General features: G+C 68.4%; 24 protein-coding genes and 3 tRNA genes. 16 read left to right on the top strand and 11 right to left on the bottom strand.

Annotated features, from left to right (window positions below; genetic code table 11):
- The 3 genes from KHC28_RS20765 to KHC28_RS20755 form a co-directional block, all read right to left on the bottom strand.
- On the bottom strand, nucleotides 1-114 hold a 114-nt coding region (locus tag KHC28_RS20765; RefSeq protein WP_246565075.1), incomplete at its 3' end, for a GTP-binding protein.
- Nucleotides 115-311: 197 nt separating this feature from the next.
- Nucleotides 312-385: transfer RNA gene (locus KHC28_RS20760), tRNA-Gly, on the bottom strand.
- A 33-nt stretch (nucleotides 386-418) separates the two neighbouring features.
- Nucleotides 419-503 (bottom strand) — tRNA-Tyr (locus KHC28_RS20755).
- 217 nt (nucleotides 504-720) lie between these two features.
- Between KHC28_RS20755 and rlmB the strand changes: the two genes are divergently transcribed.
- Both rlmB and KHC28_RS20745 read left to right on the top strand, forming a co-directional pair.
- A complete protein-coding gene (gene rlmB / locus KHC28_RS20750) occupies nucleotides 721-1,557 on the top strand; it encodes a 23S rRNA (guanosine(2251)-2'-O)-methyltransferase RlmB (RefSeq protein WP_214010266.1) in 837 nt (278 codons plus the stop codon).
- 427 nt (nucleotides 1,558-1,984) lie between these two features.
- On the top strand, nucleotides 1,985-3,658 hold the full coding sequence (locus KHC28_RS20745) for an MFS transporter (protein ID WP_214010265.1): 1,674 nt from the start codon (nucleotides 1,985-1,987) through the stop codon (nucleotides 3,656-3,658).
- 295 nt (nucleotides 3,659-3,953) lie between these two features.
- On the opposite strand, the gene KHC28_RS20740 is transcribed toward KHC28_RS20745, so the two are convergent.
- The 3 genes from KHC28_RS20740 to KHC28_RS20730 all read right to left on the bottom strand — a co-directional run bounded on the left by KHC28_RS20740 (nucleotide 3,954) and on the right by KHC28_RS20730 (nucleotide 5,587).
- On the bottom strand, nucleotides 3,954-4,295 hold the full coding sequence (locus KHC28_RS20740; protein WP_214010264.1) for a RidA family protein: 342 nt from the start codon (nucleotides 4,293-4,295) through the stop codon (nucleotides 3,954-3,956).
- A gap of 205 nt (nucleotides 4,296-4,500) precedes the next feature.
- Nucleotides 4,501-5,130, bottom strand: a complete 630-nt coding sequence (locus KHC28_RS20735; RefSeq protein WP_214010263.1) for an OmpA family protein — start codon at nucleotides 5,128-5,130, stop codon at nucleotides 4,501-4,503.
- A gap of 34 nt (nucleotides 5,131-5,164) precedes the next feature.
- Nucleotides 5,165-5,587, bottom strand: coding sequence for a hypothetical protein (locus KHC28_RS20730; protein ID WP_214010262.1), 423 nt, complete (start codon nucleotides 5,585-5,587; stop codon nucleotides 5,165-5,167).
- A 347-nt stretch (nucleotides 5,588-5,934) separates the two neighbouring features.
- Here KHC28_RS20730 and KHC28_RS20725 point away from each other — a divergent pair.
- Both KHC28_RS20725 and KHC28_RS20720 read left to right on the top strand, forming a co-directional pair.
- Nucleotides 5,935-6,009, top strand: a tRNA-Thr gene (locus KHC28_RS20725).
- 224 nt (nucleotides 6,010-6,233) lie between these two features.
- Entirely contained in the window at nucleotides 6,234-7,043 is an 810-nt protein-coding gene (locus tag KHC28_RS20720; RefSeq protein ID WP_214010261.1) for a hypothetical protein, read from the top strand.
- A gap of 72 nt (nucleotides 7,044-7,115) precedes the next feature.
- Here KHC28_RS20720 and KHC28_RS20715 read toward each other — a convergent pair whose 3' ends face one another.
- Together KHC28_RS20715 and KHC28_RS20710 are read right to left on the bottom strand one after the other, a co-directional pair.
- Entirely contained in the window at nucleotides 7,116-7,808 is a 693-nt protein-coding gene (locus tag KHC28_RS20715; protein WP_214010260.1) for a sulfite oxidase-like oxidoreductase, read from the bottom strand.
- A 277-nt stretch (nucleotides 7,809-8,085) separates the two neighbouring features.
- Nucleotides 8,086-8,817 (bottom strand): TerC family protein, encoded by a 732-nt coding sequence (locus KHC28_RS20710; RefSeq protein ID WP_214010259.1) that lies wholly within the window; start codon nucleotides 8,815-8,817, stop codon nucleotides 8,086-8,088.
- Nucleotides 8,818-9,247: 430 nt separating this feature from the next.
- Between KHC28_RS20710 and KHC28_RS20705 the strand changes: the two genes are divergently transcribed.
- From KHC28_RS20705 to KHC28_RS20675, 7 genes are all read left to right on the top strand, one after another.
- Nucleotides 9,248-10,372 carry an extracellular solute-binding protein gene (locus KHC28_RS20705; protein ID WP_246565051.1) on the top strand — a complete coding sequence of 375 codons (1,125 nt, stop codon included), beginning with the start codon at nucleotides 9,248-9,250 and terminating at the stop codon, nucleotides 10,370-10,372.
- Nucleotides 10,373-10,624: 252 nt separating this feature from the next.
- On the top strand, nucleotides 10,625-11,701 hold the full coding sequence (locus KHC28_RS20700; protein ID WP_214010258.1) for an ABC transporter ATP-binding protein: 1,077 nt from the start codon (nucleotides 10,625-10,627) through the stop codon (nucleotides 11,699-11,701).
- Nucleotides 11,694-12,731 (top strand): ABC transporter permease, encoded by a 1,038-nt coding sequence (locus KHC28_RS20695; protein ID WP_214010257.1) that lies wholly within the window; start codon nucleotides 11,694-11,696, stop codon nucleotides 12,729-12,731. The genes KHC28_RS20700 and KHC28_RS20695 overlap by 8 nt, the downstream gene beginning before the upstream one ends.
- A complete protein-coding gene (locus KHC28_RS20690) occupies nucleotides 12,728-13,528 on the top strand; it encodes an ABC transporter permease (RefSeq protein WP_214010256.1) in 801 nt (266 codons plus the stop codon). The genes KHC28_RS20695 and KHC28_RS20690 overlap by 4 nt, the downstream gene beginning before the upstream one ends.
- Nucleotides 13,494-14,141 carry a hypothetical protein gene (locus KHC28_RS20685; protein ID WP_214010255.1) on the top strand — a complete coding sequence of 216 codons (648 nt, stop codon included), beginning with the start codon at nucleotides 13,494-13,496 and terminating at the stop codon, nucleotides 14,139-14,141. The genes KHC28_RS20690 and KHC28_RS20685 overlap by 35 nt, the downstream gene beginning before the upstream one ends.
- A 128-nt stretch (nucleotides 14,142-14,269) precedes the next feature.
- Nucleotides 14,270-15,268, top strand: a complete 999-nt coding sequence (locus tag KHC28_RS20680; protein ID WP_214010254.1) for an MBL fold metallo-hydrolase — start codon at nucleotides 14,270-14,272, stop codon at nucleotides 15,266-15,268.
- A 154-nt stretch (nucleotides 15,269-15,422) separates the two neighbouring features.
- Nucleotides 15,423-15,692 (top strand): DUF3297 family protein, encoded by a 270-nt coding sequence (locus KHC28_RS20675; RefSeq protein WP_214010253.1) that lies wholly within the window; start codon nucleotides 15,423-15,425, stop codon nucleotides 15,690-15,692.
- 138 nt (nucleotides 15,693-15,830) lie between these two features.
- Here the strand turns inward: KHC28_RS20675 and cutA are convergent, their stop codons facing one another.
- Nucleotides 15,831-16,160 (bottom strand): divalent-cation tolerance protein CutA, encoded by a 330-nt coding sequence (cutA, locus tag KHC28_RS20670; protein WP_214010252.1) that lies wholly within the window; start codon nucleotides 16,158-16,160, stop codon nucleotides 15,831-15,833.
- A 31-nt stretch (nucleotides 16,161-16,191) separates the two neighbouring features.
- Here cutA and KHC28_RS20665 point away from each other — a divergent pair, with 31 nt between their 5' ends.
- Nucleotides 16,192-17,013, top strand: coding sequence for an NAD kinase (locus KHC28_RS20665; RefSeq protein WP_214010251.1), 822 nt, complete (start codon nucleotides 16,192-16,194; stop codon nucleotides 17,011-17,013).
- Between the two features lie 3 nt (nucleotides 17,014-17,016).
- On the opposite strand, the gene KHC28_RS20660 is transcribed toward KHC28_RS20665, so the two are convergent.
- Nucleotides 17,017-18,150 carry a DUF2336 domain-containing protein gene (locus KHC28_RS20660; RefSeq protein ID WP_214010250.1) on the bottom strand — a complete coding sequence of 378 codons (1,134 nt, stop codon included), beginning with the start codon at nucleotides 18,148-18,150 and terminating at the stop codon, nucleotides 17,017-17,019.
- A 146-nt stretch (nucleotides 18,151-18,296) separates the two neighbouring features.
- Nucleotides 18,297-19,379 (bottom strand): RgsD C-terminal domain-containing protein, encoded by a 1,083-nt coding sequence (locus tag KHC28_RS20655; RefSeq protein WP_246565049.1) that lies wholly within the window; start codon nucleotides 19,377-19,379, stop codon nucleotides 18,297-18,299.
- A 240-nt stretch (nucleotides 19,380-19,619) separates the two neighbouring features.
- On the opposite strand from KHC28_RS20655, the gene KHC28_RS20650 reads away from it, so the two are divergent.
- The 4 genes from KHC28_RS20650 (at nucleotide 19,620) to parA (ending at nucleotide 22,605) form a co-directional block, all read left to right on the top strand.
- Nucleotides 19,620-20,198: a nitroreductase family protein gene (locus KHC28_RS20650; protein WP_246565048.1), complete on the top strand. Its 579-nt coding sequence runs from the start codon at nucleotides 19,620-19,622 to the stop codon at nucleotides 20,196-20,198.
- A 9-nt stretch (nucleotides 20,199-20,207) separates the two neighbouring features.
- Nucleotides 20,208-20,831, top strand: coding sequence for a flavin reductase family protein (locus tag KHC28_RS20645; RefSeq protein ID WP_214010248.1), 624 nt, complete (start codon nucleotides 20,208-20,210; stop codon nucleotides 20,829-20,831).
- A gap of 167 nt (nucleotides 20,832-20,998) precedes the next feature.
- Nucleotides 20,999-21,712 carry a L,D-transpeptidase gene (locus KHC28_RS20640; RefSeq protein ID WP_214010247.1) on the top strand — a complete coding sequence of 238 codons (714 nt, stop codon included), beginning with the start codon at nucleotides 20,999-21,001 and terminating at the stop codon, nucleotides 21,710-21,712.
- Between the two features lie 251 nt (nucleotides 21,713-21,963).
- A complete protein-coding gene (parA, locus tag KHC28_RS20635) occupies nucleotides 21,964-22,605 on the top strand; it encodes a ParA family partition ATPase (protein WP_214010246.1) in 642 nt (213 codons plus the stop codon).
- The last annotated feature ends 153 nt before the right edge of the window (nucleotides 22,606-22,758 follow it).

Raw genomic sequence — 22,758 nt, 5'->3', positions numbered from 1 at the left:
CTCCGCCAGCACCTTCGTGATCGCTGCCGTCAGCGACGTCTTCCCATGGTCAACGTGACCAATCGTGCCAATGTTGCAGTGAGGCTTCGAACGGTTGAACTTCTCTTTGGCCATTGCTTGCTTCCCTCGGCGACAGTCACGGTCGCAAAAATCGGGGCGTGGGATAGGCGGTTTCCGGGCCTTTCGCAAGGCTCGCTTTCAACAGAGCGCCCGTCGGCCGCACCGTCCCCCGCCACGACGGACGTTGAGAGGCGCGGCGGTAGCCGCCACCGATGACAGGTTGATGAATAAAGTGGAGCGGCGAGGAGGATTGGAGCGGGTGAAGGGAATCGAACCCTCGTCATCAGCTTGGAAGGCTGTTGCTCTACCATTGAGCTACACCCGCGCTCGCATCCGTACGTGCTGGCTACGGGCGACGTGGTGGGGGAGGTAGGACTCGAACCTACGAAGGCATAGCCAGCGGATTTACAGTCCGCCCCCTTTGCCGCTCGGGACACTCCCCCTTGCACGTCGGTCGCGGCCGGAACGCCCGATGGGCGTGGTCTCCGGTCTTTCGACCCCGGTCTCTCGACCATCGAACCGGTACGCTGCCGTGCCGGTCCGTGCGGCGCGCTTTATGGTGAGGTGGTCGCCCCCTGTCAACCCCGCCGGGAAGTGTTCACACCGTCTCGCATGTGGATGAAATTGCAATGCGCTGCGCGCCGTGACATGAACCGAAGCATGAGCGAACGGAACCGCCCACCCTTCAAAGGCCAGCCTTTCCACACCCGCGGCACCCGGGGGCCGTCGGCGCGCGGCGAGCGCCCCGCCGGCCGGCCCTTCGGCGACTGGCCGGACGACGTCGCCATTCTGTATGGCTGGCACAGTGTCTCCGAGGCGCTGCGCAATCCGCGCCGGCGCATCCGCCGCCTGCTCGTCACCGAGAACGCGATGCGGCGGCTGACCGACGAGAAGGTGCCGCTGAAGCTGGAGCCGAAGCTGGTCCGCCCCGGCGAGATCGACCGCCTGCTGGAGGCGGACGCGGTGCATCAGGGACTGTTCGCCGAGGCCGATCCCCTGCCCTCGCCCAGCCTGGCGGAAGTGGCGGAATCCGACCTCCTGCTGGTGCTCGACCAGATCACCGACCCGCACAATGTCGGCGCCATCGTGCGTTCGGCGGCGGCGCTGAAGGTCGGCGCCATCGTCACCACCGCCCGCCACAGCCCGGCGGCGACCGGGGTGCTGGCCAAGAGTGCTTCGGGCGGGCTGGAGCATGTGCCGTTCTGCTTCGTGCCCAATCTCGCCCGCGCGCTGGACGAGCTTAAGGAGCGCGGCGTGCTCGTCGTCGGTCTCGACAGCGAGGGCGCGGACGATCTCGCCGACACCAGGCTGCGCGCGCCGCTGGCGCTCGTGCTCGGCGCGGAAGGCAAGGGGCTGCGGCAGCTCACCCGCCAGACCTGCGACGTACTGGCGCGAATCGATCTGCCCGGCGCCATCGTCAGCCTCAACGTGTCCAACGCCGCCGTGCTGGCGCTGCACATGGCGCGGCGCGCCATCTCCCGGCCGGCGCGCGGCTAGCCTTATCGCAACGCACGCGCGCCCTGCCGGCGCGCGAATCGTTCTCCTCTGCGGAAACCGGCGGCGGCGCCGCCGGTTCGTCTGTGCACCGCAAGATGATCCATGTCACCGATCGCGGATCGGCTGGCATTACGACCAATTGCCAATCGTCAAGACCGGACGAATTCGTCAAGCTTTTCTGAGATGCGGATCGAATTCGAGTAATTCGCCCTGCAACGGAGCCGAGGCATCGTAACGCCGCGACAGACGGCGGACTGCCCCGGGAGGAAACCGGTCCGAGCGATGGGCGTTCCCGCAGAACCCCAAATCTCGACAGCACTTATCCGGCGCGCATGTGGCGCGCCACGCAGGATGGCACGCGCCCTCGCTTGCGAGGCGTCGATGTGCCGCGTGCGGATAATGTCCTACATTGGGGAAGGGAAAGACCATGAGCGTCACCACCGCCGGTCCCGTCGTATCGACGGCACCGATGACGCGCGAGGAGAAGAAGGTCATCTTCGCCTCGTCGCTCGGCACTGTCTTCGAGTGGTATGATTTCTATCTGTACGGCTCGCTGTCGGCGATCATCGCCGCGCAATTCTTCTCGGGCGTCAACCCCACCGCCGCCTTCATCTTCGCGCTGATGGCGTTCGCCGCCGGCTTCGCCGTGCGCCCCTTCGGCGCGCTGGTGTTCGGCCGGCTCGGCGATCTCGTCGGGCGCAAATACACCTTCCTGATCACCATCCTCCTGATGGGCATGTCGACCTTCGTCGTCGGCATCCTGCCGTCCTATGCCTCCTGGGGCATGGCGGCACCGGTCATCCTCATCATCCTGCGCCTGTTCCAGGGCCTGGCGCTCGGCGGCGAGTATGGCGGCGCGGCGACCTATGTGGCCGAGCACGCCCCGCATGGCCGGCGCGGCTTCTACACCTCGTGGATCCAGACCACCGCGACGCTCGGCCTGTTCCTGTCGTTGCTGGTCATCCTCGGCACCCGCACTTGGTTCGGCGAGGCGGAATTCGCCTCCTGGGCGTGGCGCATTCCCTTCCTGGTGTCGATCATCCTGCTCGGCGTCTCCGTGTGGATCCGCCTGACGCTGAACGAATCCCCCGCCTTCAAGAAGATGAAGGAAGAGGGCAAGACCTCGAAGGCCCCGCTCACCGAAGCCTTCGGCAAGTGGGAGAACGCCAAGGTCGGCCTGGTCGCGCTGCTCGGCGGCACCGCCGGCCAGGCGGTGGTCTGGTACACCGGCCAGTTCTACGCGCTGTTCTTCCTCACCCAGACACTGAAGGTCGACGGTGCCACCGCCAACATCCTCATCGCCATCTCGCTGCTGATCGGCACGCCGTTCTTCGTCGTGTTCGGCTGGCTGTCGGACAAGATCGGCCGCAAGCCGATCATCCTCGGCGGCTGCCTCATCGCGGCGCTGACCTATTTCCCGCTCTTCGCCGCCATCACCCACTACGCCAACCCGGCGCTGGAGACCGCGCAGGCCACCTCGCCGGTGCGCGTCGTCGCCGATCCCTCCGAGTGCTCGTTCCAGTTCAACCCGGTCGGTACCTCGAAGTTCGTCAGCTCCTGCGACATCGCCAAGTCGTTCCTGGCGCGCAACTCGGTGAACTACTCCAACGAGGCGGCTCCGGCCGGCACCGTCGCCAGCATCCATGTCGGCGACAAGGTGCTCTCCTCCTTCAACGGCGTCGGCCTCGACGCGGCGGCGTTCAAGACCCAGTCGGACGCCTTCAACGCCGAGATGACCACCGCCATCCGCACCGCCGGCTATCCGGCCAAGGCGGACCCGGCGCAGATCAACACGCCGATGGTGGTGCTGCTGCTCACCATCCTCGTGCTGTTCGTCACCATGGTGTACGGCCCGATCGCCGCCTGGCTGGTGGAACTGTTCCCCACCCGCATCCGCTACACCGCGATGTCGCTGCCCTACCATATCGGTAATGGCTGGTTCGGCGGCTTCCTGCCCACCACGGCCTTCGCCATGGTGGCGGCCACCGGCGACATCTATTACGGCCTCTGGTACCCGATCGTGGTGGCACTGGGGACCGTGGTCATCGGCCTGCTGTTCGCGCCGGAGACCAAGGATCGCGACATCGAGAACTGGCACTGAGCGAGGGCGGCGCCCGGCTCTCCGGGCGCCGCGCCTGCCGCAAGGCGCCACGGCCGGTACATTGCTCCGGTCGGCACCCCCGGCAACCCTCCACGGACGGGCAACGTCCATCGCCCAAACCGGCTTCAGCCCATCGAACCTGAAGTGTCTTCCTGTCGGCGAGCGGCATCGCCCGATCGACAGCACCTCCCGGCCCCCGACCCGCAACGGGGGCCGTCTCGTTCTCCCGACATGAAAACGGCCCCGCCGGGACAACCGGCGGGGCCGTTTCATTTTGTCGAACGAGAGCGACGGCTCAGAGCGCCGCCGTCACCACGATCTCGACCTTGTAGTCGGGGGTGGCGAGCGCCGCCTCGACGGTGGCGCGGGCCGGCGCGCCGCCGGGCGCGACCCAGGCGTCCCACGCGCCGTTCATCTCGGCGAAGGTCGAGATGTCGGCGAGGTAGATGGTGGCGGTCAGGAGCTTGGTCTTGTCGGTGCCGGCGGCGGCGAGCAGCGCGTCGATCTGGGCGAGCACGCCCTTGGTCTGCTCGGCGACGCTGGGGCCGAGAGCGACCTGGCCGGCGAGATAGGCGACCGATCCGTGGACCACGGCCTGGCTCATGCGGGTGCCCGGCTCGATTCTCTTGATGCTCATTGTCTCTGCTCGCTTCTGTGTCTCGGATGCCCGCGACGCGGCGGGCGGTGCCTCACTAGAACATGTTGGCGCGGAGGTGAACGGTTTTCGCCGTCCCGCGCCGGCGCGCGCCCGCGGCGCGGCATGGAAAAGGCCGCCGGACGTCTGCCCGGCGGCCTCGTCTCGTCAGCCCTGCGGCGACGAAGATCTCACTGCAGCGGCAATCTCACTGCAGCGGCTTGGGCATCGCCGACATGGTGCCGATGGTGAAGATCTCGACGCGACGATTGATCGGGTCGGTCGGCTTGGAGGGCACTTCGAGCGCCTCCTGGCCGAGGCCGACGGCGTCGAGGCGGGCCGGATCGATCTTGCCGAGATTGACCAGCGCTTCCTTGATGGCTTCGGCGCGCTTCTGGCTGAGCGCGAGGTTGACCGCGCGGGTGCCGGTGGTGTCGGTATTGCCGACGATCAGGAAGCGATAGTTCCACAGGATCGGATGGTGCATCGCATCGGCGATGGAACCCAGCGCCGCATAGGATTGCGGGCGGATGACCGCCGAGTTCAGCGCGAACTGGATCTGCACGTCGATCTGCGCCAGCTTGGCGAGACGCTTGGCGATCTCCGACTGGTCGAGCGGCAGCGGCTGGTTGGCGGCGACGGCGCGCTGCGCCATGCCCTGCAGCACCTGCGCGGTGAGGCTCGGATCGAACTGCGTCACCTCGGACAGTTGCTTGGTGATTTCGGCGCTGCTCATCGGCGACTGGGCGCTCGCGCGGTCGACGAAACCGAACGAGGCGCCGAGCACGAGGCCGGCAACGAGGGCGAGGCCGGCGGCGCGGCGGGTGAAAGCGGTCATGATGGTGTGTTTCCCTTGAACCTTGCCGTCGGAATCAGTTCGCCCAGCCGGCGTCGGTCAGCCCCTGCCGGCACGCGCCCTTCACGACCTTGTAGGAGGCGAGCAGGCAGTCGAGCAGGTTGGCGTCGCCGGGCTTCACGCCCTTGCAGAACTGGCGGGCGTCGTCCTGGCAGAGCCCGAAGGTCGCCTGCTGGGCGGCGAGGCGCGCCGTGGTGCCGGCCTCGGCCTGCTGGAGGGCGGCGAAGCACTGCTGCGGCACGTCCTTCTGGTTCTGCTGCAGGCAGGAGGCGACCTTGCCGGTGCCGACGTCGTCGCGGGCGCAGAAGCGCTCGATGGAGGCGCCGCACTGCGCGGCGATGAGCGCGCCGGCATCGGCGAAGCTCATGGTCTGGGCCGACGCCCCGCCCGCCGAGGCGGCGAGCGCAAGCACCGCCAGCCCGAAAATGTGTCGCTTCATGGATATCCCCCCGATTGAGGCGGCGCGCCGTTCGACGACCCTGCCCTGCCCCCGTTCCGGTCGCCACGACCAGAATCCTCAGGGTGAAATGACTCGCAGAACCCTACGACACTTTCAATGCGTGAAATTGGTTGCATTGTTTATGCAAACGGGCGGCGGGGCGTTTACACGCCATCGCCGGCGCCGGATTGCCGCCGTGCGGGCGGCTTGACCGGCAGGCGACGATCAGCGAAGAAACCGCCGTGATGGCTTTCCGGCAGGTGCGGGGAAGTCCTCACGCGGCACCCCGCCCGGCCCTGGCCGGAGAGTGCCCGTCTGTGGGATGGACCAGGCATCCCTGTCTTTTGGCCGGCTTAGCACAGCGGTAGTGCAGCGGTTTTGTAAACCGAAGGTCGGGGGTTCGATCCCCTCAGCCGGCACCATTCCCCCCTCTCGAGCGCCGCCGCGAGCGGTCGTCCGCGCCCGTGATATCCGCCCCCGAGCCCGCCGCGCCCGGCTTCAGCGTCGTTCAGGGAAGCGCCGGTCGATGCGCCACGGCCACACTCGCGGTCGGATTCGCCCACGCCCGGCCTAACCCGCTGAAATTACCGTCGAATCGGTTATGTTTCGTCGATAGTCTGGGCAGAGGCTCTCGGGAACGTCCCACATGCAATCCAAATGGCAGGCCCTTGCGTGCTATCTCGGCGTGGCGATCCTGTGCGTCCTGTATCTCACGGTCGTCCCCGGCGTCCGCCTGATCGATGTCTGCGCCGGTGCCGGCCTCGGCGCCGCGGTGATGTGGGCGATGAACGAGTGGGAGGCCGGCCGCTGGAAGTTGCCGGCATTCGTCGCCGCCCTGCGCGCCCGCGCCTCGGCCCCTGCCCGGCCCCGCCCGGCCGCGCAGGCGCTCGCCACGCCGCAGGATCTCTACGCCTCCCAGGACCGTTACAAGCCCCAAGACCGTTACGCGCCCCAGGACCGTTACGTGCCTCAGGACCATTACGCGACTGAAGAACGTTATGCCCCCCAGCCGCGCGCGGCGGCCCCGACCCGCGCCGCTTCTCGCCCCCGTCCCGCGCCGCTTCCGGCGCCCACCGACGACCCCTTCGTGATGGCGACCGCCGACCCGGTCTGGGAGCTTGATGACGAGGCCCGGCATCCCGCCTCGCAACGCGTGCCGGAATGGGACGCCGCCGCGCTGGCCGCCAGCCTGGTGAAGCTGCATCGCGAACTGCTCGGCGAGCGAGCCCATGCGCACGGCATCTCCCTGGATCTGCCGCCCGGCGCCGAGTTCGTCCCGGCGTCCCGGCCGGGCGAGACCGCGCCGGCGCGGGAGGCCCGCGTCGCGCGCCTCGTTCTGGTCCGGGCAGCGGCGGCCCGCGCGCCGCGCCGTTCCGCCGACGATGCCGAGCCGGCGCCGCCCACGCGCCCCGTCCCCCCGGCCTTGCTGCGCCCCAAGGCGCGCCGGCCGCGCTGAGCCGCCGCCCTCGCGCCGGCTAAGTTTTCGTCGGCCGCCTTTCGAGCTTCCGCACGCCGTCGTCCGGCCGGCTCACTCGTCGGCGGAGTAGCGCTCTTCCTTCCACGGGTCGGCGTGGTTGTGATAGCCGTTCATTTCCCAGAAGCCGCGCCGGTCGGCGGGCCGGAACTCGATCTTCTGCAGCCACTTGGCGCTCTTCCAGAAATAGAGATGCGGCACCATCAGCCGCAGCGGCCCGCCATGCTCGCGGGTCAGCGGCTTGCCCTCCCAGCTGTGCACCAGCATGGCATCGGGCGCCGCGAAATCCTCCAGCGCGAGGTTGGTCGTGTAGCCGTCATAGGAGTGCAGCAGCACGAAGCGCGCCTCCTCCTTCGGCATGACGGTGTCGAGCAGGTCGCGGATGAGCAGCCCCTCCCAATTATTGTCGTAGCGCGACCAGGTGGTGACGCAGTGGATGTCGGTCACCTCGCGGCTCTGCTTCTGGGCGAGGAAGTCGCGCCAGCTCCACGACACCGGGTGCTCCACCGCGCCGGTCACGTCGAGTCGCCAATGGTCGAGCGGAATGTCCGGCTGCAGGCCGAGGTCGAGCACCGGCCAGTCGCGCACCAGATGCTGGCCGGGCGGCAGCCGCTCGTTCTCCGGCCGGGAAACGCGGCCGGTCAGGAACTTGCCGCTCTGCGCCCAGCCGCGCTTGCTGCGGGTCAGCTTGCTGTCGGCGGGCAGTGCCACGTCGTCCGGCGGCGGCAGTGCGTCGTCATCGGTCATCGGCGAACTCCTTGGGGGCGGCGGGGGGCGCTTGGGACAGGAGGGAGGAAACGGCAGGGATTTCGCCGGCGATCATAGCATCGCCCCGCCGCCGCACGCCCGGTTTCGCACGGCCCTCTTCGCATCGCTGCCCCGCGCGACGCGCAAACAGAAACGGCGGGCAGAAGCCCCGCACCGCCTGCAAACAGAAACGGAGGGCAGAAGCCCCGCAGCGCTCCGCAAACGAAAACGGCGGGCCGAAGCCCGCCGTCCGTGTCTCGCTGCGCTACTGCGTGCCTCAGTGCGGCCGGCGCTTGCGCTGGACCATGTTGAGGCCCTCGATCGCCGCCGAGAACGCCATGGCGGTGTAGATGTAGCCCTTCGGCACATGCGCCCCGAAGCCCTCGGCGATCAGCGTGGTGCCGATGAGCAAGAGGAAGCCCAGCGCCAGCATCACGATGGTCGGGTTGCGGTTGATGAAGTTCGCCAGCGGGCCGGCGGCGAACAGCATGGTCAGCACCGCCACGATGACCGCGATCACCATGATCGGGATGTGGTCGGTCATGCCCACCGCGGTGATGATGCTGTCGATCGAGAACACCAGGTCGAGGATCAGGATCTGCACGATGGCGGCGCTGAAGGTGATGTCCACCAGCTTGCCGGCGCCGGGCGCGTCCTCGTCGTGCGGCTCCATGCTGTGGTGGATTTCCTTGGTCGCCTTCCACACCAGGAACAGGCCGCCGGCAATCAGGATCAGGTCACGCCAGGAAAAGGCGTGGTCGAAGATCGTGAAGATCGGCGTGGTCAGCTGCACGATGATCGCCACCGTGCTGAGCAGGCCGAGCCGCATGATCAGCGCGAGGCCGATGCCGATGCGCCGGGCGCGCGGACGGATGTCCTCCGGCAGCTTGTTGGTCAGGATCGAGATGAACAGCAGGTTGTCGATGCCGAGCACCACTTCCATGGCGATCAGCGTCACGAGCGCCGCCCAGGCCGCCGGATCGGCGGCCAGTTGCATCAGATAATCCATCGATCACTCCTCCCCAGCCAGCGCAGCGGCGGCGCGCATCAACGCGCGGCAACCGTAATCGGATGCAGCTTGCGACGGTAAAATTATCATAGGGATGACAAAGCCTTTCACACCGGCATGACGTCGGAAAGCGATCCGACATCACGCGAACGCCGGTACGGCTCGCGTCAGAGGGGCCCGGATCATCGGGTGAGCGCAATCTAATGCCTCGCCCCGCTGCCGCCAGCACCGCGACGCATGACAGATTGTCGCACCCACTCGCGGCCGGCCGCGCGCCCTGCACAGCCGTGCACCTACCTTGAACGAATGCGACATATCGACAGTTTCGGCGCGACGTTCGCTTTCCGCTGTCCACCGCGCATGTCATCGTCCGTTCATCGCCCGGCACTAGAGCGAGCGCCACTTGCCCGCTGGGCATTGGGAGGACTAGATGACCCGCTTTTCCCGCCGTGACCTTATGAAGGCCAGCGCCTTCGTCCTCGCCGCCCCGGTCGTGCTGCGCGCCCATGACGCGCTCGCCACCTCCGGCTCGGTCGACGTGTACGCCTGGGGTGACTATTTCGACAAGAACACCGTCCTGGCCGACTTCACCAACGCCACCGGCATCAAGGTGAACCTGTCGACCTACGGCTCGAACGAAGAGGCCGAGAACAAGCTGCGCGCCGCCGGCGGCAAGGGCTTCGACCTGCTGTTCCCGTCGGTCGATACCGGCCCGAACTACTACAAGGACAACCTGCTTCAGCCGATCGACGAGGCGAAGTTCAAGGTCGATCAGGTGATCCCCTCGATCTACCGCAACTCGCTCACCCTCGGCGCCGCCCATCGCGGCAAGCGCTTCCTGGTGCCGTTCGACTGGGGCACCGAGGGCGTGACCTGGGATTCGACCAAGTTCGACAAGAAGTCGGGCCAGATCTCCTATGGCGACATGTGGCTCGCCGATCACCCCAAGCAGACCGCCATCCGCCAGAAGTCGGTGTTCAACGGCGTCGCCCTGTATCTCGACGCCAACGGCACCCTGCCGTCGAACCGCGGCCTCGACATGTACAAGTCGGAAGCCGACGCCCGCCGCGTCTTCGACGGCGTGCTGAAGTTCATCGTCGCGCATCGCGGCAATGTCGGCGCGTTCTGGAACAACGCCACCGAGGCGACCGCCGCCTTCACCGATGCCGGCTGCACCATCGGCCAGACCTGGGACACCACCGGCATCCTGCTCCACCAGAAGACCGACAAGAAGTGGAGCTACGGCATGCCGAAGGAAGGCGGCCTCGCCTGGACCGACACGCTGGCCATTCCCGCCGGCGCCGCCAATCTCGAGCAGGCCTACGCCTTCGCCAACTTCCTCTACCAGCCGGAGGTCGGCGCCCGCTTCGCCAACACCACCGGCTACAACAGCTGCGCCAAGGGCGCCGACGCCTTCCTCTCCGAGGAAGCCCGCGCGGCCTTCCAGGCGGCCTATCCGGCCGGCACCATCGACAACCTGTTCTGGTGGCCGATGCAGACCGACTTCTACGCCAAGCTGCGCGGCGAGTATGTCGAGAAGCTGACCAACGCCTGATCGGCGCGGTCCGCAGTTCCCCGGCGCGCGGGCAAGCCCCGCGCCGGGTTCGCATATCCCGGATGCGGGGATAATCCGCGCCGGGACGCGGCGGCGGGGCGGATTCGCCCGGCCTGTCCGCCCTTTCGTCCCCGGGCCGGTCCCGGGGACCGTCTTTTCGGCTTCCGGACAATCCCGTAACGTCACCGTACCGGAAGATGGACGGCCGGCTCCTCCGGCCGCGGCTCCCCTCCCTCCTTTGCGGAACGCCCCATGCGCGGCAAGGACGTACGTCTCGACCAGGTCTCCATCCGCTTCGGCGACGCCGTCGCCGTGCAGCCGCTGAACCTCACCATCGAGGCCGGCGAGTTCTTCTCCATCCTCGGCCCGTCCGGCTGCGGCAAGACCACCATCCTGCGCACGGTTTCCGGCTTCATCGAGCCGACCATCGGCCGGGTGCTGATCGGCGGCGAGGACATGGCCGGCAAGGGGCCGAACGAGCGCCCCACCGCGCTCATCTTCCAGAACCTCGCTCTGTTCCCGCTGATGAGCGTCGCCGAGAACGTCGCCTTCGGGCTGGAAGCGCGCGGCGTGTCGAAGGCCGAGCGGCTGAAGCGCGCCGAGGAACTGCTGTCGCTGGTGGCACTCACCGGCTATGGCGACAAGAAGCCGTCCGACCTCTCCGGCGGCCAGCGCCAGCGCGTCGCCATCGCCCGCGCCCTCGCGGTGGAGCCGTCCGTGCTGCTGCTCGACGAGCCGCTCTCGGCGCTCGATCTCAAGCTGCGCCAGCACATGCGCGCCGAGCTGCGCGCCATCCAGAAGCGGGTGGGCATCACCTTCATCTACATCACCCACGACCAGGGCGAGGCGCTCGCCATGTCCGACCGCGTCGCGGTGATGAGCCGCGGCCGGCTGGAACAGGTCGCCGCGCCCGATACGCTCTATGCCGAGCCGGCGACGCCCTTCGTCGCCACCTTCGTCGGCGAGCAGAACGTCATCCGCGGCACGCTGCGGCGGATCTCCAACGGCGCCGCCAGCGTCGACACCCCGCTCGGTCCCATCGAGGGCCGCGAGGTCGGCACGCCCGCCATCGGCGCCCCGGTGCTGGTGATGGTGCGCCCGGAGCGGGTGACGCTCGGCGCCGACCGCGACAACCGCATCCCGGTGACGCTGAAGGCCCGCCATCTGGAAGGCCCCTCGGTCAATCTCGAATGCGTCGCCGACGGCCAGACCCTGACCGTCACCCTCGCCAACGGCCCGGCGATGCGCGACCTGCCCAACGATCTCGTGCTGGGCTTCGGGCGCGACGACGCGCTGGTCTATGCCGAGGGAGCGCTCGCCAATGGCTAGCCTGTTCCGCGCCTATGGACGCGGCCTCGGCGCGCTGCTGCTCGCCATCGCCGCCCTGTGGATCCTCGCCCTCATCCTGGTGCCGCTCGGCGCCATGATCGAGCAGTCGCTGTGGTGGAAGGACTCCAAGGGCGAAATCACCCTGCAGATCGACCGCCTGTACAACGACATGGCGACGCTGCAGCTCGACGCTTCCGGCGAGAGCGACGCCGCCAAGAAGGCCGGCTTCGAGGCGCAGATCGCGCAGAAGCAGGCCGAGGCCACCGCGCTTGAGGCGCAGGAAACCAACCCGCCCAAGACCTACGGCCTCGCCAATTTCACCCGCATGAGCGGGCTGCATTTCTACATCTTCATCCGCACCATCATCTACGCGCTGATGGTCACCGCCCTCGCCCTCGTGGTGTGCTACCCGATGGCCTATGCGGTGGCGCTGGCGAGCGGGCCGCGCAAGGCGATCGTGCTCACCGTGGCGCTGATCGTGCCCTACGCCATCAACGAACTGCTGCGCGTCTATGCCTGGCTGATGATCCTCGACTATCGCGGCGTCATCAACGGCATCCTCGGCTGGCTCGGCATGGTCGATCTCGATAATCGCGGCTGGATTCCGTTCCTTGAGAACCCCTCCGCCGTCTTCCTGGCGATGATCTACACCTACGTGCTCTTCATGGTGTTCCCGATGGTGAACACGCTGGAGACGCTGGACCGCAACCAGATCGAGGCCGCACGCGACCTCGGCGCCTCCTCCTTCCGCATTCACCGCCGAGTGATCATACCGCACGCCAAGCCGGGCATCGCGGTGGGCTGCATCATGACCTTCATGCTGTCGGCCGGCTCCTATTCGGTACCGGCGATCATGACGCGCGGACAGGGCGGCGACTGGTTCTCGCAGCTGGTCTACCGGCAGTTCTTCGAGAGCAACAACTGGAACATGGGCTCGGCCTACGCCGTGTCGCTGCTGGTTGTGTGCACCGCCTTCATCCTGATCATGATGCGCCTGTTCGGCGTCGGCCTCCGGGATATCGCGAAATGAGCACCGCCAATGACAGCGCCGGCGCCCGGCTCATCCTCAACATCTATATCGGCCTGTTCTGCCTCTATCTGTTCCTGCCGCTGGCGGTGATGTCGGCGGCGGCGTTCAATTCCTACGATTACCCGTCCGTCACCCAGTGGCGCGGCTTCACGCTGCAATGGTTCGTGGCGCTCGCCCATGACGGGCGCCTCATCCAGGGCCTGATCAATTCGGTCGCGGTGGCGCTCGGCGTCATCGCGGTGTCGATCCCGGCGGGGCTCGCCGGTGCGCTCATCCTCACCCGGCTGGGCCAGCGCTCCGGCACCGTGCTCTATTCGGTGCTGGTGTCGCCGGTGCTGACGCCGGGCATCATCCTCGGCATTTCCAGCCTGATCTTCTGGCGCGAATTCGGCGTGCCCGGCGGGCTGTTCGTGGCGGTGATGGCGCAGTCGAGCTTCATCGCCTCCTACGCCATGCTGTTGTTCCTCGCCCGGCTGCAGCGACAGGACCGCACGCTGGAAGAGGCGGCGCTCGACCTCGGCGCCAGCCACATGCTGGTGTTCCGCCGAATCACCCTGCCCTTCCTGGCACCGACCGCCTTCACCGCCGCCGTCGTCGCCTTCCTCCAATCCTTCGAGAACTACAACACCACAGTGTTCGCCATCGGCGGCGAGTGGACGCTGGTGACGGAAATCGCCTCGCGCTTGCGCTTCGGCCTGTCGCCGGTGATCAATGTGGTGGGCGTGATCTTCGTGGCTCTGACTCTGGTGGCGGCAACGACCTATGTACTTCTCTCGAGCCGCAAGAAGGCACGCTGAGCCAAGGCGCTCTGACGCCGTCCTCCTCGCTGCCGGCCTCGCCGGCAGCCTCGCCATCCTGTCGGCGCTGGCCGCCGGCCCGGCGGCGGCCGGCAGCAACGTCATCGGCCTCTCGGTGGCCAGCGAGCGGGTGCCGGACGATTTCTCCGACACCAAGTCGACCGACTGGCAGCTGAGCTACGCCCACACCTTCGACAACAATGTCAGCCTCGGCGGCTCGGCGAAATATTACGACACCGCCCACACCAGCGCCTATGCGTGGAACGTCGAGGGCACGGTCGGCTACACCCATGCGCTGAACGAGGCCTGGTCGGTCGGCGGCGTCGCCGCGCTAGGCAGCCACATGCCGAGCGGCGCCACCGACTTCCCCTATTACAGCTTCACCGGCTCGCTGAGCGTGAAGCTGTCCCCGGTGGTCACCTGGACGGTGATCGCCGCGCGCTACCGCAACGCCTTCGACACCGATTACGGCTACGAAACCCCGGAGCTCGGCACCCAGCTCGACTTCCGCCTCAGCGACGCCCATTCGGTGTCGGTCAAGCTTGAGCGCGACTGGAAGAATGGCGACGTGTCCTACAACGCCATCGAGCTCGGCTATAAATACCACTTCTGAGCGCCTCACCCGAACGTGATGCCCGTCGCCGTGACGCTCGCGGAGCGAAGCCCTAGCTTCGGCGCCGCCGCGTCGCCGTCCGGTTCGCCCCGGCCACGCCGGCCATCGCACAGCCCGAAGGAGCTCCCATGCCGCCCCTCTCCCGCCGCGACGCCCTGCTCGCCTCCGCCACGCTTCCCGCCGCCACCGCCCTCGGAGGGCTCGCCATGACCGGCCTCGCCGCCACCCCCGCCGAGGCGCAGACGCCGACCGGCCAGCAGGTGCCGAGCATCTACCGCTACAAGGTCGGCGACATCGAGGTCACCGCGGTCAGCGATGGCGCCCGCGTCGCCCCGCTGCAGGACGGCTTCGTCCGCAACGCCTCGCGCGAGCAGATCAACACCGTGCTGGAGAAGGCCTTCCTGCCGAAGGACCAGCTGATGAACCAGTTCAACCCGCTGCTCATCAACACCGGCGGCAAGCTGGCGCTGATCGACACCGGCAACGGCCCGCAATCCGGCAATGCCCCGGTCGGCAAGCTGTTCGCCAACCTCGCCTGGGCGGGGGTGAAGCCGTCCGACATCTCCACCGTGATCATCTCGCATTTCCACGGCGACCACATTAACGGCCTGCGCGCCGCCGATGGCGCCCTCGCCTTCCCGAATGCGGAGATCCTCGTTCCCGAGGCCGAGTGGAAGTTCTGGACCGACGAGGGCGAGGCCAGCCGTGCGCCGGAAGGCCGCAAGCCGGCCTTCGCCAATGTCGCCAAGGTATTCAAGGACCTCGATAGCCGGGTGAAGCCCTATGGCTGGGACAAGGAGATCGTGCCGGGCATCACCTCGGTGGAGGCGGTCGGCCACACGCCGGGCCACACCGCCTTCGTCGTCGCCTCCGGCAATGGCAAGCTGTTCGTGCAGTCCGACACCACCAACAATCCGACCCTGTTCGCGCAGAATCCCGAATGGGAAGTCAGCTACGACATGGACCCGGCCAAGGCGATCGCCACCCGCAAGCGCATCTGGGACATGCTGGCCGCCGAGCGCATGCAGGTCGCCGGCTATCACTTCATGTTCCCGGCCGTCGGCTTCGCCGAGAAGACCGATACCGGCTACCGGCTGGTGCCGGCGGTGTGGAACCCGGTGCTCTGAGCCGACGAGGCGGGGCGTCGCATCCGGCGCCCCGCCCGCCCTTCCGTCCGCTGGGGCGGTGGTCCCGCGCCGGAGGCGACGCCGGCGCCATTGGCATCCGCGGCCGGCTTGTCTATGTGTCGGCTTCCCTTCCTTCGCCGTGCCGAGGACGCCGATGACCGAACCGACCGCCGAACCGACCGCCCTGCCCGACCGCCTCTCTAGCGACCCGGCGAGCCCGTTCTATAACGAGGAGCTGCTGTCGCGCGGCATCGGCATCCGCTTCAAGGGCGTCGAGAAGACCAATGTCGAGGAATACTGCGTCAGCGAGGGCTGGGTGCGGGTCTCCGTCGGCAAGGCCAAGGATCGCGCCGGCAACCCGATGACGGTGAAGCTCAAGGGCGCGGTCGAGCCCTATCTGCGCGAGCCGTCGGCCGAAGGCTGAGGGCTTGGCGCAGCCGAAAGGCGCCGGCCTCGACCAGATCGGTTACGCCGGCCCCCTCTCGGGCAACGCCACATCCACCGAGGATGGACGGCGCGCCGGCCGGACGACTTATCGCCGGCCACGCCGCCATCCATGCGGCTAGCCGTCGGTCTCCATCTCGATCCAGTCGAGATAGTCCTGGTCGCCGCCGATCACCTTCAGCACCAGCACGCCCGGCGTCTCGTAGGGATGGCGGGCCCGCACCGCCTGCGTCACCGCCTCGGCGAGGTCGGCGCGGGTCTTGAACACCATCACCACCTCGTCGGCCCGCTCGATCTCGCCACGCCAGCGATAGATCGAGATGATGCGCGGCAGGATGTTCACCGCGGCGGCGAGGCCGTCGGCGACGATGGCCCGCCCGGCCGCCTCGGCCTCGACGAGACCGGGCCATGTCGTATAGACCATCACCGTGCCGATCAGCGGCTCCATCCTGTCATCCCTGCGTATCGGGGCGTCCCGAATGAACGAAGCCGCCCGCCCAGCCCCTTCTTCCGCAGCGGACGCTCCCGAAGCGGCAGCTTATGGCCGAATCGCTTTTGTCGCGAGCGATGCGCCGGATGCGGTGCGCGCACGCGGCGAGCTCACCGCGCTCTATGGCCATGTCGCGCCGGAGGATGCCGACATCGTGGTCGCGCTCGGCGGCGACGGCTTCATGCTGCAGACGCTGCACCGCTTCCGCGACACCGGCATCCCGATCTACGGCATGAATCGCGGCTCGGTCGGCTTCCTGATGAACGGCTTCAAGCTGGAGGACCTGCCGGCGCGCATCGCCGCCGCCCAGCGCGTGGTCATCCATCCGCTGCTGATGGAGGCCATCGACGTCAATGGCCGCACTCACCGCGCCCCGGCGATCAACGAGGTGTCGCTGATCCGCCAGTCCTACCAGGCCTCGAAGCTGCGCATCTCCATCGACGGCACGGTGCGCATGGAGGAGCTGGTCTGCGACGGCGTGCTGGTCGCCACCCCGGCCGGCTCCACCGCCTACAACCTGTCCGCGCAAGGGCCGATCCTGCCGATCGGCACGCCGCTCCTGGCGCTCACCCCGATTTCGGCGTTCCGCCCGCGGCGCTGGCGCGGCGCGCTGGTGCCGGACCGCGCCCGCATCGACATCGCCGTGCTGGAAGCCGACAAGCGCCCGGTCAACGCCACCGCCGATCACTACCAGGTGCTGAACGTGGTGGCGGTGCGTGCCAAGCTCGACGTCGCCTCGACGCTGACCATGCTGGTCGACCGCGACCACTCGATCGAGGAACGCATCCTGCGCGAGCAGTTCGAGGTCTGAGGCCTACGCCGCCAGCGTCGCCGCGAACGCGTCGGCCGGCTCCTCGTGGTACCAGCGCTCCAGCAGCGCCACCACCGGGTTGCGAGCGGCGGTGTCGCCGAGCCGGGCATATTGATACAGCGCTTCCTCGACGATGCGCCGCTGCAGCCCGGCGGCGACGTCCTCCTCGTCGAGATAGGGCTCCCGCTGCAACAGATGCAGCGTGCTGCGAAACGCGGTGAAGGCGCCGTAAGGCAAATCGATGCGCTCATAGAGAATGCGGAAGGCATCGCCAGAGCGGTCGGCCGCCAGCGCCGCCGCACGGACGGTCGGCAGGCCGGACAGCCGCGCCGCCATTTCGAGGAAAAGCCGCATACGGCCGGCGAGCAGCGCCCGCAGCGCCGCTGCCGGCGTCAGCTCGCCGCGCTCCTGCAACTGGTCGGCCAGCGCCCGCATGTCGGGCGGCGCGCGGCCGATCAGTGCGACGCCCGGCCGGGCGCCGTCCTCCTCGGCCGTTTCCGTATCTGCCGTCTCGGCCGCGCCGCGCCGCCCACGCTCCACCACGAACACCGACAGCGCATTGGCCACCGCGCGGATCAGCGCCTGGTGCACCCCCGCCGGCAGATCGCGGCGGGCGAGCAGCCGCTCGCGCAGCGCCGGCGCCTGGCCGTGGCGGGCGACGATGCGGCCGAGCGAGAAGCCGGGCAGGTCGATACCGGGATTGGTGAGCAGCGCGAGGCAGGCCTCCTCGCCGGCTACTTCGGCGAGCGCGGCGGCGACCGGGGCGGAGAGGGCCTGCCGCGTGGCGATGGCGGCATAGCGGGCCTCGTCGGCGGTCTCGATGAATTCGATCAGCTCGCAATCGTTGAGCACTGGCGAGCGGGCGAGCATCATTTGTCCCGCCTCGCCGTCGAGCTCGGCGAGGCGCAAGGCGAGATCGGGGGGAAGCCGGGGATGGCGGCACAGCGCCTCGGCGAGCGCCAGCCGCGCGGGCGGATAGGGATCCTGCGCCAGCACCGGCAGCGCCGCCTCGAAGCCGAGCGGCTCCACCCCGTCGAGCTCGCCGCTTGCATAGGCGGCAGCGAGCATGCCGAGGCCGCGGGCGCGCTCGGCGTCCGACACCGTCTTCGCCCAGAGGAGATACCGATGCACGATCATGCCCGCCTCCTTCCGCCTGCCGGAGGAAGATGTAAGCATGCCGACGTTAAGAATTCGTTGACCATGAAAGGCAGGCGAACATTAACCCTGCCCGTCCGGCGCGGCACGGGCCCTGCGCCGGCCGCCCGGCTCTCAGTGGTGCGGCCTCAGTCGCCCGAGCCTTCCGGCGCAGCGGCCTGCTCGCCCACCAGCACATCGACCCGTGTATCCGCGCCGGATTCGACGTTGAAGGTCTTGGTGAAGGTCTTGCCGTCATAACGCACCAGCGCGGTGTACTCGCCTTCCGCCAGCACGAAGGCCGGCGTCGGCGCCGACGAATCCTTGATCGAGTCGCCGCCGGGCGTCAGCACCGACCACTGGGTCCCCGACAGCGGCGCCCCGCCCGCCTGCGCGACCAGTTGCAGCGTAATCTCGGCGGCGCGGTGATGCAGCGTGGCGTCGGTCACCTTGCCGGGCTGCACGGCGATGTCGGCCTGCAGCACCGCATTGCCCTCGCCATAGGTGGAGACGACGTAGTACTCGCCGGCCGGCAGCACCACGAGGCTGCCGGGCTCCGCCCCGCGATAGAACGGCCGGCTTGCGGCGCGGCCCTGCAGGAAGCTGCCCTCGAAAATGTCGTAGCTGACCTTGGAAGCCGGGATCAGCTTGTCGCCGACGTCGCTCTGCAGCTTGATGCCACCGGCGGGAATGGTGATCTGCTCGCGGCGAGAATCCTCGCCGACGACGATGCGGCGGGCGACGCTGGCGAGGCCGTAGGAGACGTGCACCACATAGCCGCCGGGCGAGAGGAAGAACACCGGCGCCGGATCGGCCGCCTCGGCGACCAGCGGATAGGCGCCCGACGCTTCCGGCCGGTCGTCGAACACCCGCCACACCAGCCCGCGCGGGATCTGCGGCAGGCTGGCGCCGAAGCGGGCGCTCATGCCGATCGCCGCCTTGCCGGCCGGCGGCTGCGGCAGAATGGTGTGCGGATCGCCGGCGGTCGCTGCCGCGGCGTTGCCGGCCGGGCCGGCCGCCTTGGCCGCCGGCGCCTGCTGCGGCGCCAGGCGACGCGGCGCGCCCACGCTCGGCGCCTGCGTGCCGACGAAGGGCATGGCCTGCGCCAGCGAGCCGGAAGAATAGATCGAAGCGTCGCCGCTGCCGGAGCCTCCCTCGCCGCCCGCCATCGCCGCGAAGGCGGCGGGCGAGGCCAGGCACAGCGCCGTCAGCAGCGCGACGCCCCGCGACATGGCGCGGCGCCGGGCGGCGGGTGAACGGGCGAAGCAGGAGGACGATGCGGACGACGATGCGGACATGGCGTCTTGGTGCCCGCGAACGTGGGCAAATTCAAGTCCGCGCATCGCCCGAACCCAGCCGCGTCGCCCGCTCGCGGCAAACTGAAAAGCCCTGACGTTGCGTCGCGCTGGCCCGCCCCAGCGCCGCGTGCTAGGCGCAGGGACGACCGGGGAAAGCGACAGAGGAAATATGCCATGATGCCCGATACCTCGACCGACGCCCTGCGGCTGCTCAAGCTGCGCAAGAGCCCGAAGATCTTCGACATCGTCGCCCCCGGCCCCAACACCGCCGAGATCGACGAGATGCTCACCATCGCCTCGCGGGTGCCGGATCACGGCAAGCTGGCACCGTGGCGCTTCGTCGTCTTCGAGGGCGCGGGGCGCGACCGGGCCGGCGCTGTGATCGCCGAGGTGTTCCAGAAGGACGTCCCCGAGGCCGATGCCGACCGGGTGAACATCGAGCGCACCCGGCTGTCGCGCGCGCCGCTGGTCGTCGCCGTGGTGTCGAAGGCCGCCCCGCATGTGAAGATCCCGGAATGGGAACAGCTGCTCTCCGGCGCCGCCGCCTGCACGCTCCTGGTGCTGGCCGCCAACGCGCTCGGTTATGTCGCGACCTGGCTTACCGAATGGTACGCCTATGACGTCCGCGTGCGCACCGCGCTCGGCCTGGCGGCGGATGAGCGCATCGTCGGCTTCGTGCATATCGGCACGCTGGCCCGCCCGCAGGAAGACCGCCCGCGCCCGGCGCTCGCCGATATCGTCACCCGCTTCTGAGGGCCCGCGATGTTCTACGCGCCGGACGACCGCGACCGTACCCTGCTGCCGCACAACCCGCTGAAGGCCATCGTCGCCCCGCGCCCGATCGGCTGGATCTCCAGCCTGTCGCCGGCCGGCGTCGCCAATCTCGCCCCCTATTCCTTCTTCAACCTGGTGAGCGAGAGCCCGGACATCGTGATGTTCTCCTCTTCCGGGGTGAAGGACACGGTGCGCAACATCCTCGACACCGGCGAGTTCGTCTGCAACCTCGCCACCCGCGAGCTGCTCGCGCAGGTGAACCTCACCTCGGCGGCGCTGCCGCGCGAGGAGAGCGAGTTCGACCTCGCCGGGCTGGAACGCGCGCCCTCGCGCCTCGTCAAGCCGCCGCGCGTCGCCGCCGCCCCCTGCGCGCTCGAATGCGCGCTGGTGGAGGTGCGCGAACTCGCCGGGCGCTCCGGTGCTTCCACCGGCCACTGGCTGGTGTTCGGCGAGATCGTCGGCATCCACATCGACGAGGCCTTCGTCGAGGGCGGAATCCTGCGCATCGAGAAGCTCAATTCCCTCGCCCGCTGCGGCTATTTCGACTATGCCGCCGTCGAGGAAATCCACACGCTGCCGCGACCCGGCGGCCAGTCGTTCACGAGTGCCTGAACGCCGGTGCCAGCCAGTCACGTCCACCTGAAGTCGTGAATATTTATAGCAAACGATTCGTTAATATGAATCTCGCAACGTGTCTTGGACAGGCCGCTGCGATTCGGGATTCTACGGGGAACGAAGCGTCGGCCATCCAGGCGCTTTGTGCGGGAGACAAGCGGACCATGCCGTCCATCGATCGTCGCGTTCTACTCTCCGGCCTTTCCATGGCCGGCCTTTCCCTGGCCCTCGCCGGGTGCAAGAGCACCCAGACGAGCCTGCCGGAGCTGAGCCTGATGCCGACCCAGCCGGCCTCGACGCCGCTGGCCTTCGCGCCCGCCAATTACGGCCCGGTGCAGGACAAATTCCAGGTGGCCGCCTTCGACACCTCGAACATGAACCCGGTCTATCTGCGCCGGCAGGTGCCCTATGACGGCAAGCAGCCGCCCGGCACCATCATCGTCGACCCCAAGCAGCATTTCCTCTATCTGGTGCAGCCCGGCGGCACGGCGATCCGCTACGGCGTCGGCGTCGGCAAGCAGGGCTTCGGCTGGTCGGGCTCCGCCACCATCAATTCCAAGCAGGAATGGCCGGACTGGTATCCGCCGCAGGAAATGATCGCCCGCCGCCCCGACATCAAGCCGCAGCTCACCAAGCTGCAGAGCGGCGTCGGCGTGCCCGGCGGCCTGTCGAACCCGCTCGGCGCCCGCGCGATGTATCTGTGGCAGGACAACAAGGACACGCTGTACCGCATCCACGGTACGCTGGAGCCGAACACCATCGGCACCAACGTCTCCTCCGGCTGCATCCGCATGATCAACCAGGACGCCATCGACCTCTACAGCCGTGTGCCGGTCGGCACCAAGGTGGTGGTGCTCGGCTCCGGCGCCCAGGCCTGAAAGCAGACCTGAGATAGCCTCGCGAAGCGAGTGCCGGCCAAGCCGCCGGCACCTCCGCGAACCGCATGTCGGCATCCCCTGCCGATCCCCTGATCCCCGGGCCTCGCCCGGGGATTTGCGTTCGTGCCGACACCGTGGCGAAGGCATCGCCCGAACCGTACCGCACTGCGGCGAATTCAGGGTTGCCGCCCGCCGGCCCCAATGCGACGTTGGCCTTTGCGAATCCGTCGCCACCGGGGGGAAGGCGCACCATGGCCGGTCGGATCATCACCATCGCCCAGCAGAAGGGCGGCTCGGGCAAGACCACCCTCGCCGCGCATCTCGCGGTGGCGCTGGCTCTCGATAGTGCGCGCGTCGCCCTGCTCGACTGCGACCCGCAGGGCAGCCTCGGCGAATGGTTCGAGGCGCGCGAGGCGACGCTGGGCGAGGACGGCACCGGCCTCGACTTCCGCACCGCCTCCGGCTGGGGCGCGCGCCGCGAGGCTCGCAGCCTTGCCCGCGACTATGATTACGTCGTCATCGACACGCCGCCGAAATCCGACATCGAATCCCGCCCGGCCATCGAGGCGGCCAGCCTGGTCGCCGTGCCGGTGCAGCCGACCCCGGTCGATCTGTGGGCGACGCAGGCGACGCTGGAGATGATCGCCAAGGAGGGCACGCCCTCGCTCCTGGTCATCAACCGCGCGCTGCCCCGCGTCGCACTGACGCAGGAGATCGGCGAGGCTCTGCTGGCGCTCGGCCATCCGGCGGCACAGACCCGGCTCGGCAACCGCGTCGCCTTCGCCGCGTCCATGGGCGAGGGCCTCACCATCCAGGAGACCACGCCCGGTTCCAAGGGCGCGTTGGAGGTCGCGGCGCTGGCCGCCGAGATCCACCGCATCATCGGCGCATGACGCATCGTCATACCGCATACCCCGCCCGTTACCGTGAAAATGCCCGCCGGCGGTTGACGTAGGCCGCTCCAGCCGGCAATCAGAAATGTGCGCGAATACGGCAAGCTTCTGTTCACGCTATTCCTTTAGCTTGCCAGGAAATGGAGTTAGGCC

It is taken from the genome of Ancylobacter sonchi, assembly GCF_018390695.1.
Classification (GTDB): domain Bacteria; phylum Pseudomonadota; class Alphaproteobacteria; order Rhizobiales; family Xanthobacteraceae; genus Ancylobacter; species Ancylobacter sonchi.
The sequence above is the reverse complement of the archived record's forward strand: the minus strand, read 5'-3'. Positions and strand labels throughout refer to the sequence as shown.